Genomic DNA, 16,881 nt, shown 5'->3' with positions numbered 1-16,881 from the left:
AATTTAATTAAGTAAGCTGTAAAATAAAAAGGCGCAACTTATTATTAAGTTACGCCTTTTTATTTTTGCTTATTTAGTTTTTTTAGCAAAACTGTCTGCAATGGGTTTTGTACTTATACCATGAATAAATACACTAAATAAAATTGTGGTCATGGCAATGGTCGCAATTTGAAATTTGTTTTCTATTTGTGTGTCTATCACCATTAAGGTAAATACAATTGAAGCTAATCCTCTTGGCCCAAACCAAGCAAACGTTAAACGCTCTTTTATTTTTAATGACGTAAATTGCAGTGACAACATAACAGGAATTATTCTAATTAAGGTCGTACTTAATAATGCATACGTTATTATCTCTAAATTTAATTTAGGAATAACCAAGTAAGCACATACAAATCCAAATAAACACCAGATCATTAAAGAAGTAAAATCGGCAATATGCTCTGAGTCTTCAATTAATTCTTTAATTACTTTGTTGCTCGCATATTTATCAAATAAAAGCCCTGCAACAAACACAGCAATAAAACCACTGCCATGAAAATATTGCGTAAGTGAGAACACAGCCATAGCAAACCCCAATAATAAAAACGGACTTGTATTTTGGGCAAAGTAATGTCGCTTCATTGCAAAGTTTAAACACGGAATAAAAACAGCAATACTCAGAACAGCGGTTAATAATGCAATCCCCAACTCTGAGCCAAATATACTTAATGTTTGTGTTACGGTTACGGCAGACTCAGGTTTTTTCGCAAGTAAAATAAATACTAAAAATATAGGTACACACAAGCCATCGTTTAAACCACTTTCAGTATTGATGCCTTCGCGTATTTTTTCAGGCACTTTGGTATTACTTAATAACCCTTTACTTAACGCCGCATCGGTTGGGGTTAATATAATTGCTACCAAAGCTGCTTGAATTAATGAAAGCTCAGCAAATAAAAATAATGCGGTAGCAATCCCGAGTAATAAGGTTAAAGGTAAAGCAATAAATAAAAGTAAACTAGGATATTGAAAACTATGCCTTAATACCCCTAGTTTTGATTTTGCTGCATCGGTAAACAAAAATATACTGAGCGTTAATTCTATAAAGGGCAGTAAAAAACGTAAGCCATTTTTAAAATGTTCACTTTCGTTTGGGGCTATAAATGCCAGCAGTATACCCCCTATAACAAAAAACATTGGGCCGGTAATTTCAGTTTTTTCTAGTTGGCGTAACGTTAAAGAATAAATTAAAAATAACACACCAATAAAAGCAATAACTAAGTACTCCATTAAATTTTCCTTTTTAATCCAGATTTAGCACGCTCTTTAATATTTGTTTGAATATAAATTTGGTCGGTAGTGGCTATTTTTGCATGGCCTAAATCTTCAGATAAATGCTTTAATGGGCGAGTTTGAGCATCATGTGTTGCACCGGTATGTCGAAGCCAATGTGCTGTAGCGGCTTCAAGTTGTTCTGCATCATCTTTAAAACCATCATCAAGTAATGACTGCTGTGCAATATCAAAACTTTGTTGTACTAAACGGCGAATTTGCCTTACCGTCATACCACCTTGGCCACGAATTTTATGCACTAATGGGTCTGATTCATCAACACGGGGCAGGGCAGGTAACCCTCGATATAATCGGTAGCGTTTTAAATATTCAATAAAATCATCACTTAATGTTACATCGCGTAATTTATTACCTTTACCCATAATACGTAAAAACCAAAAGCCATCGTTGTCTTGCCAAAAGTGTGACATAACTGGGGACCACTGTGGTCGTTCTGATAACTCTGATATCCGTAAATATAAACCTTTTAAACAGGCTAGGGTAAATAGGTTTCTTTCATATTCTGGTTTTTGTTCACACAGATCACGCGTTACACCAAATACATATTCCCATTGAATATCGCTCAATGTATCGGGAATTTGAATCTGCGATTGCACTACTAAATAAGGGCTATTTTTTTTAACCACAGGAACAAAGTTAGCAAAGGTTTTTTCTTCTAAAATAGCAAACTTGTAAAATACATTTAGGGCAGTGAACATCGCCGATAGTGTTTGTTGACTCGCAATAGATTCTTTTTGCATAAAAGGGCGCCAGTTTTGGTTTAATCGACGAATTCCTTGCTCATCTTTATAACGCCACTGCACCGAAGTTGATGCCCACTTTTTATCCGGCTCAACCATAAAATCAACGTACGCTTCAATATCCTCACGCTTTAAATCGAATACTGATTTTTCAGCTATAAGCCATGACCACAAATAAAAACGTTCTAATTCATTGCGAAAACGACTATAGGTTGCTTCGGATTTTCGGCCATAAACATACAAAAACTGATATAAAAAATTAAGATCGGTCTTTGATTCAGTTACAGTCAAGCTTACTTGCTGTATAAAAGAGGCTAGTTCTGGATATTCTGATTGGAGTGTATTATCTTCAAGATGAGCAATTTGATAACGTAGTTGTTTTAATGTATCGACCAGAGCAACAAGCATAGTAATAAAATATATAATAAAATAATAGGCTTATAGGTTAACTTTAAAGTCCGATACTGTCTAGTATTGGACATAATGAATTTAATATTTTAGCTCAATTGCTAGTAAATTAAACATATACCTTATTAAGGGAAAAATCATGAAAAAACTTCTATTGTTGAGCATGCTGCTGATCACTGTTGCATTAAGTGGCTGCGCTACAACTGGCAGTGCTTCACCGGCCGAAAAACGTGCTTTAGTACAAAGCATGAAATCGAATACATTAAGTGCTCTTTATGTTAAAAAGCCAGATGTTAAAACCCAAATTGCCAATTCAGCCGGTTATGCCGTTTTTGATAATGCCAATGTAAATGTCATTTTAGCCAGTTTTGGTGGTGGGTATGGTGTAGTAAAAAATAACTTAACTGGTAAATCTACCTATATGAATATGGGTGAAGCCGGTTTAGGCTTAGGTTTAGGCGTTAAAGACTTCAATATTGTGATGGTTTTTCACGATCAAGCTGCGTTAAATAGATTTATTAAACATGGTTGGGCATTCGGCGGAAATGCAGATGCTGCTGCAAAATACCAAGATAAGGGTGGCGCTTTAGTTGCCGAAGCCATTGCAGACCAAGTTACTGTATACTCTTTAACCGAAAGTGGCCTTGCACTACAAGCCGTTTTAAAAGGCACTAAATTTTGGGTAGATTCTGAGCTAAACTAAGCTATCAAAACCCTATCATAAGTGGGCTAGTTTGTGTGATTACGCCCACTTTAATTTAAACACCTCAATTTAACATAACGTAATTTATAGGCTGTTATTCTATTCCCTAAAGCATTACATACTATATTTATCTAATCACGACTCATTTCATCCATATACTTCTTTGTCAAAATTGAGCTTTGTATCCACGTACAAGTTAATTGAATTAAGATTTTTAAATCTTTAAGATCATGGTTTTCCCATTTTCTAACATAGTGTGTTTCATCATTACCAAGCCATACAGCTCTGTTTGCACAGTTTTTTAGATTTTCATCTGTTACATAATTATTTATAACACGACTTAATTGATTTGATTTTATGTCTTCTTCTTTATCTGGTTTTATACTTATACAATAATCTTTAATTAAATATTCAAGGGCTTTTCTATAGCCAATACCTGCCAATTCATCCAATTGTTTAGATTCAGCTTCACTAGCTTGAGTGAATATTTTTTCAAATGATTCTGAAGTATTAACTATTTCTTGTTCAATATTTGGAGCATTAAAGACATTAGGAATTGAATGATCAAATTTGAAATTATGATTATATGTTCCGTGAGTTTTACTGTAACGGCTAATATAAAATCGTGCGCAACTTAGGTTCATGCACTCCATAACAAGTTCCAGTTTTGTTTTTCTATTTTCAATATCAACAGTGAGTTTTGCAAAAATATTTGCTGGCAATTGTGCTTGATTACAAATAGGACATTTATCTGGAGCTCTATCTATATCAACCGTAATGCCGCAATCTAATTTAATCCTCTTATGCATTTTAATTTTTCCTTTTTAAATCATTATCAAATGCTTCAGCTAATTTCTCCGTTTCACTAAACACGGTGTTCCAATATTTAATCCGGGTGTCGGCATCAAGATCAGTAAAGTCGTTTCTGTCTGGGATTTTTCCGTAAGGTAAGTTGACTACAAATTCTTTTGATGGGGTGATCATCACAACGTTGTCGTAATTTTGTGGCGACACTTTTCGTTTTAAATTTTTATCAAACCACCCTGCTTTTGGGTCGCTGTTAAAATGCGGATACAAAATTAAGCCTGGGTTATTAATTTTTAAATCAAAGTGATAGTCAATAATGCCGCCATCGCGGTAAATTCCTGGTGGCGAACCGGCAATATTTTTTATACCTTGCATTACTAGTGGTATAGAGCCCGATGCAAGTAAGGCATCTTTTAAATTTGTTTGTGTGAGTGCGATATTTTTGGTTTTAAAATTGTAGCTGTCGGTAATACTTAAATTACTATTGGGCGCGCCAAAAACAAAACGCTCATATTGCGAGCCTAATAATTTTCGATTAATTCTGTTAAGCATATAACTTTTTGATAAACCCAAAAGCTGTATTAATTTATGTTCGCTGGCAATAAAGCCGTTAGATTTTGCGACAATAAAATGCGCTTTAAAAACAGGATTATTTATAATTTCAGTAACGCCATCATCACCAAATACATCATCTAATAATGCGCGGGCTTTTAGTGTGATTTCAGCGGGCGTTGGTTTATTACTAGAATATCGGGTTTGTGAATACGATTTTGCTAACCGCTTAATGGCTGCAACCGGGTCGTTTTGTGCAAAACAGGCTGAACGAAAAGCCCCAGCAGATGAGCCAATTAAATTAAGCGGTTGGGTGCGATGTTTAAAAAATTCGCCAAATATATATTTGTCTAAACCAAATAAGGTAAACCATTTAGGGCCACCACTTGCCCCTAAAAAAGAGGTAAAAAGCTCAGGCTTAAACCCTTGTTCGTTTATTATTTTTGCTGCAGTTTTACCCGCATAAATGTCGATCATCTAAAAATACTACCTGTAGAGTCGCAGTTTAATGTTGTTAAAGCCAAACTTAAAAATGAATACTTATGCAATAACAAGTTTAAACTTTAATCTTAATCCCAAATTCCGTCTTCACATTTACCCTGCACTTTTACGTTTTTTACCTTAAACTCAGGCTCTATGCCTTTGTCTCTTTGTGCGTGGTAGTCGTTAGTAACAGACAAAATAGTCGGTGTGAGTAGTATAATAGCGATTACGTTTACTACTGTCATTAACCCTAGAGCAATATCAGCTAAATCCCATACTTGTTTTAAGGTGGCTGATGCGCCCCACAACATCATTGATAAATAAAGCAAAGTATAAATACCGCGCCCTACTTTGTTATCGAGCTTAAATAAGTGGAGGTTACTTTCGGCGTAGGCGTAGTTAGCAACTACCGAAGTAAAAGCAAATAAAGTAATGGCAGCGGCTACAAAATACACGCCGCCTTGCGCTAAGTGAGAGGTCATGGCGCTTTGTGTTAAGCGTATGCCTTCCATTTCACCGCTTATGTCTACATCGGCCAATAAAATAATAACGGCGGTACAACTACACAATACAATGGTATCGAAAAACACCCCTAACATTTGTATATAGCCTTGCGTAGCTGGGTGGTTTGGCATTGGACTGGCACTTGCCGATGCATGCGGCACACTTCCCGCGCCAGCCTCATTAGAATATAAACCGCGTTGTATACCATTTTTAATGGCTGCACCCATGGCGCCTGCACCAGCTTCTTGCAAGCCAAACGCTGATAAAAATATATCTTTAAGCATGGCAGGTACTTGGGTGAAGTTAATCAGTGTAATTACTACAGCAACAAGCACAAACACGATGCCCATAACAGGCACTACTCGCTCGGCGAATCGGGCAATGGCTTTAAAGCCACCTAAAATAATGGAGCCCGCTAAGAGTGTGATCACAACTCCTGAGTAAAAAGTAGGTATTTCGAACGCGTAATTGAGTGCATCAGTAATGGTGTTGGTTTGCATGGCGCTAAAGGTAAAGCCGTAACCTAAAAATAAACAGGCGGCAAACACAATAGCAAATGCACGACTGCCTAAGCCTTGTTGAATATAGTACGCAGGGCCACCTCTGAATTCGCCATTGCTGTCGCGAATTTTATATACCTGGCCTAAAATACTTTCTGCAAATCCGGTTGCCATGCCCAGTATAGCAATGACCCACATCCAAAATATGGCGCCGCTACCACCGAGTGATATTGCTACAGCCACTCCGGCTAAATTACCTGTGCCTACTCGAGCACACAGCCCAGTACAGAGCGCTTGAAATGATGAAATATCGTTTTTATTACACTTACTACTGCCTTTTAGCAGGCTAAACATGTGCTTAAATTTAACTAGTTGAATTGCTTTTAAGCGTACTGAAAACCAAATACCTGCAAATAGTAGTATATAAATTAGTATTTGGCCTTCTCCCCATAATAGGTCATTTACACTTTTTACTACGGTATCGAACATGGGCTAATCCTTTTTATTTATTATGTTTTTACTCAGCGAGTAGTTGAGTAATTTGCATTTAATAATGCATGTTAGCCATAGCTTAGCGGAGCTAAGCTGCCTTAGAATGTTGACTTAGAGGTAGGTTATTTACTTTGCAGGTGTATACCCGCAATCATGCATCTAACCGAACCTCCCGCCGACTCTATGGTTGGTATAGGTAACGGAACAAGTTTAGCTGTTTTTTGTATTTCTACTTTTTGCTCGGTTGTAAGTGCATTAAACGCCGTTTGTGAGAGGGCTAAAATACGACCATTTGTACCTTGTAGCTCAATTGCATTGCCACAAAAGCTACTTATTTGCTCACTAGTTAAGTTTATGACTTCTAAATGGCTTTGTATAAAATGGCTAGTTAATTGTTTGTGCTGACTATTTGGCACCATATTTAAGCTGATCATGGCAAACTCTGTGGCTACACACATCAATACATTAGTATGATAAACCGAAGTACCTTGCTCATCGTAGGCGTTAAACACAACAGGTTTTAGCTTTAATTGCTCGCATACTGTATTAACTACAGCTTTATTAGTGCGCTTAGATTCTACTGCATAAGCAAGCTTATGTAGGTGGTCAATAACAAGCGAACCTGTACCTTCTAGAAATGCATTTTCTTTCGATAAAAATGAATAATCAGTCACAGACAACACTTTATAGTGATTAGTCAAAAAATCAATAATATCTTTTCGATATTCTAACCTTCTGTTTTCTGCGTACATTGGGTATATAACTAGCTCGCCACTTTGATGGGTAGAAAACCAATTATTTGGAAACACAGAATCGGGCGTGTGCGTATGTTCGTCTTCAAAAAGATGAACTGTTACGCCCTCGTTTTGTAATAGTTTAACCGCATTAGTTACTTCGTCAAAGGCAAGCTGACTCTGGTTTTGTGAGTTGCAGGTACTTTGAAACGTATTGTCTAACATAGTTTGTGGGTTAGATGTAAAGTGATGCGGGCGCACCATAACCACAGCTGTTGGTGCTTGCTTTATGTGGCTCATGCGACTTGCTCTTGCTTAGTTGTTTTTGATGTTTGCGCACTATTAAGTACCGAAAATAAATTACGCGGATCGGCTTGTTGTGTAATTAAATCAAGTAATGAAAACTCACCCGCAGCCACCAGCGCGTCTTTAATATAAACCAGCGCGGTAAAGTCTTCGCTCGCAAAACCTACCCCATCAAAAATAGTAAGCTCGTCGTTACTTGTACGACCAGGTGTTTGTTTATTAATTACTTTATGAAACTCGGTCACGGCAAAACTACTGCTCATTTGTTGAATTTCGCCCTCTATTCTGGTTTGCGGCTCATACTCTAAAAATACATTAGCGCGTTCCAGTAAAGCTGAATCAAGCTCAGTTTTCCCAGGGCAGTCGCCACCAATCGCATTAATATGAACACCTTGCGGGATCATATCGCTGGTTAAAATAGTGGCATTTTTTTTATCGGCTGTGCAGGTTGTAATAATGTGCGCACCTTGCACGGCTTCTTCTGCGTTATTGCATATAGTCACATTTAAACCATAGCCACTTAAGTTGTTGTAGGCTTTTTTAGAGGCGTTTTTATCAATATCGTATAAACGAATGTGGGTAATGCCTAATACGGCTTTAAAAGCCAATGCCTGAAACTCAGACTGTGCACCATTACCAATTAATGTAAGCGTTGTTGAGTGTTTGGGTGCTAAATACTTTGCCACAAGCGCCGATGTAGCCGCTGTGCGTAAGGCCGTGAGTAAGCACATTTCGCTGATCATAACCGGATAGCCGCTATCAACATCCGATAAAATACCAAACGCGGCCACGGTTTGAAGTTCTTTAAAGGTGTTTTTTGGATGACCATTTACATATTTACAGCTAAACATTTTACCGTCGCTTACGGGCATAAGCTCTATTACGCCATCCGTAGAGTGCGCCGCATAACGTGGCGATTTATCAAATTCGTCCCAGCGAGCAAAGTCGCGTTCTAATCTTTGGGTAAGCTCAAGCAAAACGTTTTCTATTCCGACTTTAGTTATAAGTTTAGCCATTGCCTGTACGCTAACAAATGGAACACCTTGTTTTGGCTCTGCTATAAAATGACTCATAAACACCTCTTTAATGACTATATAAGTTAATTGAAATAAGTTTATAGGCCAGAGGTGACAGTTAAAATGCCAAAAGTTTATACAAATAATGTTATTTTTTAGCAAATTGCTATGCAATAAAGTACAAATTTAGTAATTTGTAATAAACACATAACCCAAGGCGTTTTATGACCCCTTACATTTACGACTCCTTAGATAACGCATTAATAGCCGAATTACGAAAAGATGGCCGCGCTTCTATTTCAGCCCTAGCCGATGTTTTAAAGGTGTCACGCGGGACGGTGCAAAATCGCTTAGACCGTTTAGTTTCATCGGGCGCTATATTAGGCTTTACGGTGCGTGTACATGAACACATCGAAACCGAGGCTGTAAGAGCAATAATGATGGTGGAAGTGGTGGGAAAATCTACATCGCAGGTAATTAAAACCCTTCGCGGCATACCAGAGCTAACAAAGTTACATACAACCAACGGTGCTTGGGATTTAGTGGCTGAAATACAGGCTGCAAATTTAGGTGAGTTTGATGGCGTACTTAGGCAAGTGCGCGAAATAGAAGGCATTTTAAATAGCGAAACCAGTATATTATTATCATCTACTTAGGTTTTATTAACGCCATGTTTTACTTAAAGTATTTTAGGCAATACTCGGGTTATTTATTAGGTAATGGAGTAGGCAATGAATAAGCTTTCTATTCGGTATTATTCGCAAGATATAAAGCGCCACCAGCATAATTACCATCAACTTGTTTTACCCTTACACGGTGAAATTTTCATAACGTTAAATAATGACTTTAAAACAACGGTTAGTACGGGTAGTTGTATCGTTATAGAGAAAAACGTGGTGCATGCCTTTACGGCCGATGAAGCCGCGCGTTTTATTGTGGCAGATTTAGACGCGCTACCTGAAAACCTTATTCATCTTTTATGCCCTAAAATCTCAATAGATAGTCGTTTATTAAGTTACTTACAGTTTATAGAGCAGCAACTGCTTTTTGTTAGCGATGAAAAGCTTACTAGTTCAACCTTTGATTTATTTTACTTATTACTTTGTGAGCAAAGTAGCCACAGTAATATTGATAAGCGAATAGATAATGTAATAACCATTGTTAAGCAAAACTTAGCGTACCCCTACACGTTAAAAGAGCTGGCCGATATAGCCTGTTTAAGCGTTACGCAATTTAAAACTGTGTTTAAAAAAAGTACCACTATGAGTGCACTGCAATATTTAACTATGTTGCGAATGCAGCACGCTCGCGCCCTTTTAACCCATTCAGACTTACCGATTGCTTTAGTAGGCGAGCGCATTGGTTATAACGATGCCTCTGCGTTTAGCCGCCGGTTTAATTTATACTTTGGTCAGCCACCTAAAGCATTTGCAAAGCAATAATATAGATAACCTAAACACGAGATAATAAATCAAGCTTAAGCAGAGCGTAGGTTAAATTACGTCATAGCAAACAATAACACCGTCTTTTTAGCACATTTTTTAAAAGCCTGTATTGATACACTCAGTAAATAGTATTTACGGAGGATAATTAATGGCAACACACATAGGTTTTTTAGCAATATTTTCGTGGGGGCTTTTAGCTTTACTGGGTAATTTAACCAAAGCGCTCCCTGCTTTTCAGTTACTTTTTATGTGTTTTGCACTCTCTTTTATTATTTTATTAGTAAAGCGTTTTGCTTCAAAACAGCCATTATTAACCCCTCCTAAGCTTTCTAAAAAACAAATGATAATAGGTGTTACTGGTTTATTTGGTTTTCACTTTTGTTATTTTATGGCTTTAAAGTACGGCCCCTTAATAGAGGTAAGCTTAATAGTGTATCTTTGGCCATTATTACTGGGTGTATTTGTGGCTACCCCAGGGTCTAAATTTAAAGCAATATTAGGCGGATTACTGGGGTTTTTAGGCACGCTTAGTTTAATTACCGATGGCAGTGGATTATCTATCAATAGTGAGTATTACTTAGGGTACTTTTTTGCAGGTTGCTGCGCAGTACTTTGGTCTAGTTATTCTTATTTAATGTCGCAATTTGATAGCCATGTAGATGACATAGGCTGGCTTTCACTTATTGTGGCAGTGCTTGCCCTTTTTGCACATTTTTATTTTGAAACAACCGTTATTAGTTTGTCTGTCTCACAATGGCTAGGTGCTATTTTATTGGGATTAGGCCCAGTGGGTGGTGCATTTTATTTATGGGATCATGGCTTAAAGTTTGGTAACCGCTCGCTATTAGCCTCATTGAGTTTTTTAACGCCGGTGCTCTCTACCTTTATTTTAATACTCGCCTCGCAGGCTCCCTTGAGTTGGTCAGTATTTATAGCTTTAGCGCTTATTTTATTAGGGGCGGCGATTAGCAATAAAAGGCCATCGATAAGTTTAAAAAAAGCATAGTTTTAATTTTACCAACGCTTAAACTTAAGGTAATTTAAGTTTAAGCGTTAATATACAGCTACATGGCGTAGCTGTGTGCATAATCTACTATACGTGTATTTTGGCTTTTTAAATAAGCGCGTCCTGCTTTTACACCTAGCTTATGATCAAAGCGTAAATCGTCGTTAGAGCTGCCTAACAATTTGCTATGTAGCTTTTCGTCTGCAAAAATTTGTATAATTTCTACATCACTAGGCGGATTGGCTATAAATGATAGCTCGTCTAGGTATGCTTGCTCGTGTTGAATCAAGTAATCAAGTGTTTTTGGGCAGTAGCCTGATGCACATGCAAATGTTCTTAGCTTTTGAACCCATGCAGTTTGCGCTTGAAAATTCTCATCAACGGTTCTTATTACCACGATTTTTCGTGCGCCACGGTTATAAGCTTCGCGTACAGGCAATGGCGCAGCCAAGCCGCCATCTAAATAAAAATCTTCATTCGATTGCTCTGCAGCTAAATGTGCTTCGTTTGCCGCTTTTGAGCCTAACCAAGGAGTGAGTTGAACACCTTGTTTATACAAAAAAGGTAAAGCACTTGAGGCTTTTAATAGTTCTCGCCAGTGTTTACCATCGCCAGTAGGAGATAAATAATACGGTTTACGATCACGTGCATTGGTTGTAGTGATCAGGAGTTCTCTATTACCAAGGCTATTTTTTGCTGTTTTAAAGTCTAATGCTCTATTAACCTCAGTGGTTTTTTCGAAATACCAATCTAAGTCAACAATGTGTTTACCCATTAGGCCTCGACCTAACTGAAAAAAACGTTTATGACGGGAAAGCCCTCTGATCAAGCGTTTTGCGTAGCCTTTTTGACGCGCTAAATAACTGGTTAAATTTTGCGAGCCAGCAGACGTGCCTATAAATAAATCAAACGGGTCGTAATTTTGCTCTAACCACGCGTCAAGTACACCGGCTGTGAATATCCCTCGCTGCCCTCCACCTTCAGCAATCAATGCAGTTTTAGGGTGCATAGGCTTATTGAATGTGTGTGGAGCAACATTTATTTGAGATTTCACGGTGTACCTCTTAGTTGTTAACTTAACGGAATATGGTTTTATTTTAACGTGCTTGATTAAATCCTTAAAACAGATTAATTGAATCAGTTCGATTGAAAATATAAATCATTTATTTGTACTCAATCTTTATTCGATTCTCTATTTGGTTATTAGTGTAACTATGGTTGCGTGTACGCTTGCTTAATAAACAGCTTAGTTCTTTATTTCCATTAGTATTTTTAACGCACGATGACGTTTTTCATCGTCATATAAATCGTTGGTGAATATAAGCTCATCGACCTCTAATTGGTTCACGATCATTTCTAATTTGTGTTTAATACTCGCTGGCCCACCAGTAACACTTAATCCTAAAAAGCTCTCAACATGAGTACGCTCTTGTTCGCTCCACAAGCCTTCCATTGTTGCTACTGGGGGCTTTAACCACAACTCGTCGCCTCTAATTAATGATAGCACTCGCTGTTTTGAAGTTGTTGATAAGTATTGTGCTTCTTCATCTGTATCGGCAGCCACTAAAGGTAATGCCAACATTACATAAGGCTTAGCTAATACATTTGATGGTTTAAATTCTCGTTTATATAAGGCTATTGCATCATGTACAAAACGCGGTGCAAAGTGCCCCGCAAATACATAGGGTAATCCTTTTTGCGCTGCTAACTGGGCGCTAAATAAACTTGAGCCTAAAAGCCAAATAGGCACATTAGTGTTCTCACCAGGAATTGCTCGTACACGCTTAGTTCCCTCATATGGACCTAATAATGTTTGTAACTCGCTTACTTCATTAGGAAAGTTTTCAGCGCGGCTAATGTCGTTATTTAATGCGCGACTTGTCACCGGATCGCTACCCGGGGCGCGCCCTAGCCCTAAATCAATTCGACCAGGATATAAACTTTCTAAGGTACCAAATTGCTCAGCCACAACTAAAGGCGCATGATTTGGTAGCATAATTCCACCCGACCCTACGCGTATCTTTTTAGTTTTACCGGCTATGTGCCCTACTAAAATTGAAGTGGCGGCACAAACAATCCCTGGCATATTATGATGCTCGGCTAACCAAAAACGGTTAAAACCTAATTGGTCTGCTTTTTGTGCGTAGGCTGTACTTTTGTTTAAGGTGTCACTAACAGTGGCACCTTTAGACATAGGCGCCAATTCTAGTAACGAAAAAGGGGTAGAAGTTAACACAATCGCCGCTCCTTAAATGCAGATAATTTAGGTGCTGCAATGCCACATACTTAAAACTAGTAACTGGGGCTTTTTATTCGTTATTCAACATGTTTTAGCACATAGATATAAAAACTTAAACTCACAGCAAATCAATGACTTTTTACATACTGCCCAACAAATGATCAAAAACATGGGTTGATCCGCCATTCATTACTTGGCATAACTGATACAAAACGCATATACTGTACACTTATACAGTATATGCGTTTTAGGTTGTGTTATGTTTGTTATTCCCATTTATATAGAGGCCGGTGTTTGCGGGTTTGAATCGCCTGCAGCGCAGTATAGTGAGTTAGGGATATCACTCGACGAGCTATTAATAAAACACCCAGATGCCACCTTTATTGGCGTTGCCTCCGGATGCTCTATGCAAGAAATTGGTATTTTTGAGGGCGACTTACTGTTAGTTGACCGTGCTGAAATTCCCAAAGATGGGGATGTTATTGTGGCAAACTTAAATGGTTTATTTGTATGTAAGCTGCTAGATAAAACTAATGCGCGGCTGCTCTCGGCGTCTGCTGCTTATAAGCCCGTGCAATTAACCGAGTCTGATGAATTTCAACTTGAAGGCGTGGTAACCCGCTCAATTAGGTTGCACCGCCAAAGCCCTGAGTTACTTTCATGTATGCCTTAGTTGATGCCGTGGCGTTTTATGCCAGCGCCGAAAAAGTATTCGACCCGGCTATTCGCTCAAAGCCGGTAGTGGTGCTTACCAATAACGATGGCTGCGTGTGTGCGGTATGCCCGATTGCCCGTAAGCTTAATATTCCTAAATTTGGCCCCTACTTTAAAGTAAAGCAATTACTAGCAAAACATCAGGTGGTTGTGCGCTCATCTAACTACGAGCTGTACGCTAATTTAAGCGATAGAATGATGAACGTTATTGCTCGCTTTTGCGATACCCAGCATATTTACAGTATTGACGAATCGTTTTTGCACTTTAAAGGCTACAAAGACGTTGTCAAAGATTGGCATACTTATGGACACCTCATAAGACGAACCGTATGGCGCGAAACAAAGCTCCCCGTGGGCGTTGGATTTGGGCCAACGCCGACCTTAGCCAAAGCCGCGAATCATGCCGCTAAAAAGCTAACTGGCTTTAATGGGGTCGCCCTGATTGATGATGAAGCAAGCCGACAAGCTATTTTACAACGTATGCACTGCCAAGATGTATGGGGAGTGGGTAAACGTTTAGCTAAAAAGCTGGCGCTAATGAATATTAATACTGCGTGGCAACTGGCTGAGCAAAGTCCAAAAACAATTCGTCGCCAATTTAGTGTGGTGCTTGAGCGCACAGTTAAAGAGCTCAATGGCATTACCTGTTTAAACTGGGATGATGTGCGCCAAGACAAACAAGCTATTTTTTCAACACGTAGTTTTGGCCAGCGCCTTAGCGATCCTGATGCAGTGAGAACTGCATTAATAAATCATGCCAGCGTGGTTGCACAAAAATTAAGAGCGCAACAGTCGCTCACTCATCGTATTTATATTTTTGCGGCCAGCTCGTCACATGAGCAAGCCTTTTATAAAAAGTCAGCTATGCATCAATTTGATCCGCCCACTAACGATACCCGTGTTATAGCGAGTGCCGTATCAAAGAGTTTTGAGCAGATATATCAGCCGGGTATTCGTTTTTATAAATGCGGGGTCGGTGCGTTAGAGCTCAGCCCGCAGCAGTTTCAACAACATACGTTATTTGAGCAACAAACCGATAACCCGCAGTTAATGGGCTGCTTAGATGCGATAAATCATCGCTTTGGTAAAGGAATGCTTAGCGTGGCAAGCAGCCAACTAAACGAACGCTGGCATATGAATAGAGCTTTTTTATCGCCACAATATACAACCCGTTGGCGCGATATTCCTAAAATACAGTGTTAGTCAGCAACTTTAATAAATTCGCATTCAACACTTGGGTTATCTAAGGTGTATTTAAGGGTGTTATCGGTTAAAAAAGTAATAGTTTGTTTAATGGTTCTTTCGTGAATTGGATTATCACATCGGCTCATACGTAAGCCGTTTTCTAGGCCATCAGTTTTGTATTTAAGTGAGCTGGTAATAAAACAATAATTAGGCTTTTGAATAGTACGAGTGCCATTGTGTAATGAGTTAAACAAAATCTCTTTACCTAAGCTAAAACCTTGCTCAGGATCTTCAGGGTTATTAAATTGCAATCGACTATTAGTGCATAAACCCGAGTTACTTGAGGTAACTTCGTAATTACCTAGCTTAGTTTTTAATAGTGGAATAAAGCGAGTTTTATTACTTGGGCCTGCCACTGCATAACAGCTAAAAAGGCTTATGGTAAGTAAAACCAGTGTGAAAAATTTCATTATAAGCTCTATCCTCGTGTATCAACCATGATCAAGCACTGTGACTATGCTTAGCTATTTCTAACTATAACAGAGATTTACTATAAAAGATGCGAAGTCGTTACGTTATGAACTGCCGCGCAAAGACTAATTTAAAATACGTAGCTAACAACAAATACGATTAAACTAGGGTCTGTTTACCTTTGCGGATTAAAATTTGTTCAAACTAGGGGCGGTTTAATCGCGGCGCGAGATTTGTAACCTAGTGGGCTAAGTAAAAACCGAGCAACAAAGAGTAAGTCGCCCCTAGGCAGAACCATACGGGCAGCGCCTGTTTGGCATTGATGCTACGTTATCGCCTATTTATGGGGAATAACCACACCACATAGGCTCTGCCTTGCCTAAATACCAAACAGACTGCTGCAAATTTAACCTTGAAAGGTCAACAGACCCTAGGTGTAAGCTTTATTATCTAAAGGAGGAAGTAAAATGCATTACCTGTGATTAAGTAATGCATTGATAATAAGCTGAGTTTATTGCCAGTACTTAGCAAATAACTGCGGGTAACTTTGTTTTAAAAACTTAGGCTTGTCTTTAAAGCGTTTGCCTTTAGGTTGTTCAAGCCCTGAGGGAATAAACGGTAACTCATCGTCATTACGTTCTTCATATAACAAACCTGCAATTAGGTCATACTCATCTAAATACGGGTAAGGTTGCTCGTTTAAAAAATAAAGCGGTGTGCACTGAGCTAAGCTATCTGGGTTTTCTAGTGCGGCTTTAAATACGGCTTCACCACGGGATATTAACCAACAACGAAATTCTGAAAAGCCATATTCGTCATTACAGCCTGCCATGACAAACGCCGCACCAAATAAATCCCAGGTATAACTTTGGCGCATACAAATACTAAACTGCTTATCAAATTCAATTAATTGCTCATCTGATAAGTCACTCAGTGCCAACTTAAGCGATTGGCACACTGAATCGGGCTCTGCGGTTTTATCTTCCACAGTAACCAATCGCCAAAAATCAGTTAAGGTTAGCTCACTCATGCAAGGATCTCTTTTACCCGACCCACTTGGCCGTCTTCTAATTGTACTTTAATACCATGCGGGTGATTAGGCGACTTGGTTAATAAACGCGACACAATACCATTAGTTAATGTACCACTGCGTTGATCTTGTTTAAGCACAATATTAACCTCTGTGCCGGGTGTTATTTGTGAACGTGTTGGAACAGCCATATATAATCTCTTTTGCTATTTTT

The 16,881-nt window shown here is 38.6% G+C and carries 18 protein-coding genes; 6 read left to right on the top strand and 12 right to left on the bottom strand.

The features are described from left to right. Positions 1–69 precede the first annotated feature (69 nt). Positions 70–1,269, bottom strand: coding sequence for a cation:proton antiporter (locus AC27JR_RS00905; RefSeq protein ID WP_487172460.1), 1,200 nt, complete (start codon positions 1,267–1,269; stop codon positions 70–72). Continuing rightward, positions 1,269–2,480, bottom strand: coding sequence for a tyrosine-type recombinase/integrase (locus tag AC27JR_RS00900; protein WP_076920313.1), 1,212 nt, complete (start codon positions 2,478–2,480; stop codon positions 1,269–1,271). Before AC27JR_RS00900 ends, AC27JR_RS00905 begins: the two co-directional genes overlap by 1 nt. 139 nt (positions 2,481–2,619) lie before the next feature. Here AC27JR_RS00900 and AC27JR_RS00895 point away from each other — a divergent pair, with 139 nt between their 5' ends. Beyond that, a complete protein-coding gene (locus tag AC27JR_RS00895; RefSeq protein WP_487172459.1) occupies positions 2,620–3,183 on the top strand; it encodes a lipid-binding SYLF domain-containing protein in 564 nt (187 codons plus the stop codon). Positions 3,184–3,314: 131 nt separating this feature from the next. Here the strand turns inward: AC27JR_RS00895 and AC27JR_RS00890 are convergent, their stop codons facing one another. From AC27JR_RS00890 to AC27JR_RS00870, 5 genes are all read right to left on the bottom strand, one after another. Then, the gene (locus AC27JR_RS00890) at positions 3,315–3,992 is read right to left on the bottom strand and encodes a hypothetical protein (RefSeq protein ID WP_487172458.1); all 678 of its coding nucleotides are present in this window, start codon (positions 3,990–3,992) and stop codon (positions 3,315–3,317) included. 1 nt (position 3,993) lies between these two features. After that, positions 3,994–5,019 (bottom strand): patatin-like phospholipase family protein, encoded by a 1,026-nt coding sequence (locus AC27JR_RS00885; protein ID WP_487172457.1) that lies wholly within the window; start codon positions 5,017–5,019, stop codon positions 3,994–3,996. A gap of 92 nt (positions 5,020–5,111) precedes the next feature. Continuing rightward, the gene (locus tag AC27JR_RS00880) at positions 5,112–6,518 is read right to left on the bottom strand and encodes an alanine/glycine:cation symporter family protein (RefSeq protein ID WP_487172456.1); all 1,407 of its coding nucleotides are present in this window, start codon (positions 6,516–6,518) and stop codon (positions 5,112–5,114) included. Positions 6,519–6,643: 125 nt separating this feature from the next. After that, a complete protein-coding gene (gene ctlX, locus AC27JR_RS00875; RefSeq protein ID WP_487172455.1) occupies positions 6,644–7,555 on the bottom strand; it encodes a citrulline utilization hydrolase CtlX in 912 nt (303 codons plus the stop codon). Next, positions 7,552–8,634, bottom strand: coding sequence for an ornithine cyclodeaminase (locus AC27JR_RS00870; RefSeq protein WP_487172454.1), 1,083 nt, complete (start codon positions 8,632–8,634; stop codon positions 7,552–7,554). The genes ctlX and AC27JR_RS00870 overlap by 4 nt, the downstream gene beginning before the upstream one ends. A 167-nt stretch (positions 8,635–8,801) precedes the next feature. Here AC27JR_RS00870 and AC27JR_RS00865 point away from each other — a divergent pair, with 167 nt between their 5' ends. From AC27JR_RS00865 to AC27JR_RS00855, 3 genes are all read left to right on the top strand, one after another. Next, a complete protein-coding gene (locus tag AC27JR_RS00865) occupies positions 8,802–9,233 on the top strand; it encodes an Lrp/AsnC family transcriptional regulator (protein WP_054201566.1) in 432 nt (143 codons plus the stop codon). 75 nt (positions 9,234–9,308) lie between these two features. Then, positions 9,309–10,019 carry an AraC family transcriptional regulator gene (locus AC27JR_RS00860; RefSeq protein WP_099293276.1) on the top strand — a complete coding sequence of 237 codons (711 nt, stop codon included), beginning with the start codon at positions 9,309–9,311 and terminating at the stop codon, positions 10,017–10,019. Between the two features lie 151 nt (positions 10,020–10,170). After that, positions 10,171–11,028: a DMT family transporter gene (locus AC27JR_RS00855; RefSeq protein ID WP_487172453.1), complete on the top strand. Its 858-nt coding sequence runs from the start codon at positions 10,171–10,173 to the stop codon at positions 11,026–11,028. A gap of 58 nt (positions 11,029–11,086) precedes the next feature. On the opposite strand, the gene AC27JR_RS00850 is transcribed toward AC27JR_RS00855, so the two are convergent. Both AC27JR_RS00850 and AC27JR_RS00845 read right to left on the bottom strand, forming a co-directional pair. After that, positions 11,087–12,037, bottom strand: a complete 951-nt coding sequence (locus tag AC27JR_RS00850; RefSeq protein ID WP_198527830.1) for a patatin-like phospholipase family protein — start codon at positions 12,035–12,037, stop codon at positions 11,087–11,089. A 237-nt stretch (positions 12,038–12,274) separates the two neighbouring features. Further along, positions 12,275–13,264: an LLM class flavin-dependent oxidoreductase gene (locus tag AC27JR_RS00845; RefSeq protein ID WP_487172452.1), complete on the bottom strand. Its 990-nt coding sequence runs from the start codon at positions 13,262–13,264 to the stop codon at positions 12,275–12,277. A gap of 262 nt (positions 13,265–13,526) precedes the next feature. Between AC27JR_RS00845 and umuD the strand changes: the two genes are divergently transcribed. Together umuD and AC27JR_RS00835 are read left to right on the top strand one after the other, a co-directional pair. Next, complete coding sequence (gene umuD, locus AC27JR_RS00840) at positions 13,527–13,940, top strand: translesion error-prone DNA polymerase V autoproteolytic subunit (protein WP_008111480.1); 414 nt, start codon at positions 13,527–13,529, stop codon at positions 13,938–13,940. Then, a complete protein-coding gene (locus AC27JR_RS00835; protein ID WP_487172451.1) occupies positions 13,928–15,184 on the top strand; it encodes a Y-family DNA polymerase in 1,257 nt (418 codons plus the stop codon). Before umuD ends, AC27JR_RS00835 begins: the two co-directional genes overlap by 13 nt. On the opposite strand, the gene AC27JR_RS00830 is transcribed toward AC27JR_RS00835, so the two are convergent. The 3 genes from AC27JR_RS00830 to AC27JR_RS00820 form a co-directional block, all read right to left on the bottom strand. Next, entirely contained in the window at positions 15,181–15,636 is a 456-nt protein-coding gene (locus tag AC27JR_RS00830; RefSeq protein WP_487172450.1) for a hypothetical protein, read from the bottom strand. The genes AC27JR_RS00835 and AC27JR_RS00830 overlap by 4 nt on opposite strands. A 512-nt stretch (positions 15,637–16,148) precedes the next feature. After that, a complete protein-coding gene (locus AC27JR_RS00825) occupies positions 16,149–16,667 on the bottom strand; it encodes a DUF4240 domain-containing protein (RefSeq protein WP_372861542.1) in 519 nt (172 codons plus the stop codon). Further along, on the bottom strand, positions 16,664–16,858 hold the full coding sequence (locus AC27JR_RS00820; protein WP_008111487.1) for a YwbE family protein: 195 nt from the start codon (positions 16,856–16,858) through the stop codon (positions 16,664–16,666). Before AC27JR_RS00820 ends, AC27JR_RS00825 begins: the two co-directional genes overlap by 4 nt. Positions 16,859–16,881 lie beyond the last annotated feature (23 nt).

This window comes from Pseudoalteromonas sp. NH0006-26, assembly GCF_057552415.1.
Note: the sequence above shows the minus strand (reverse complement) of the source record. Positions and strands in the feature narration are given on the sequence as shown.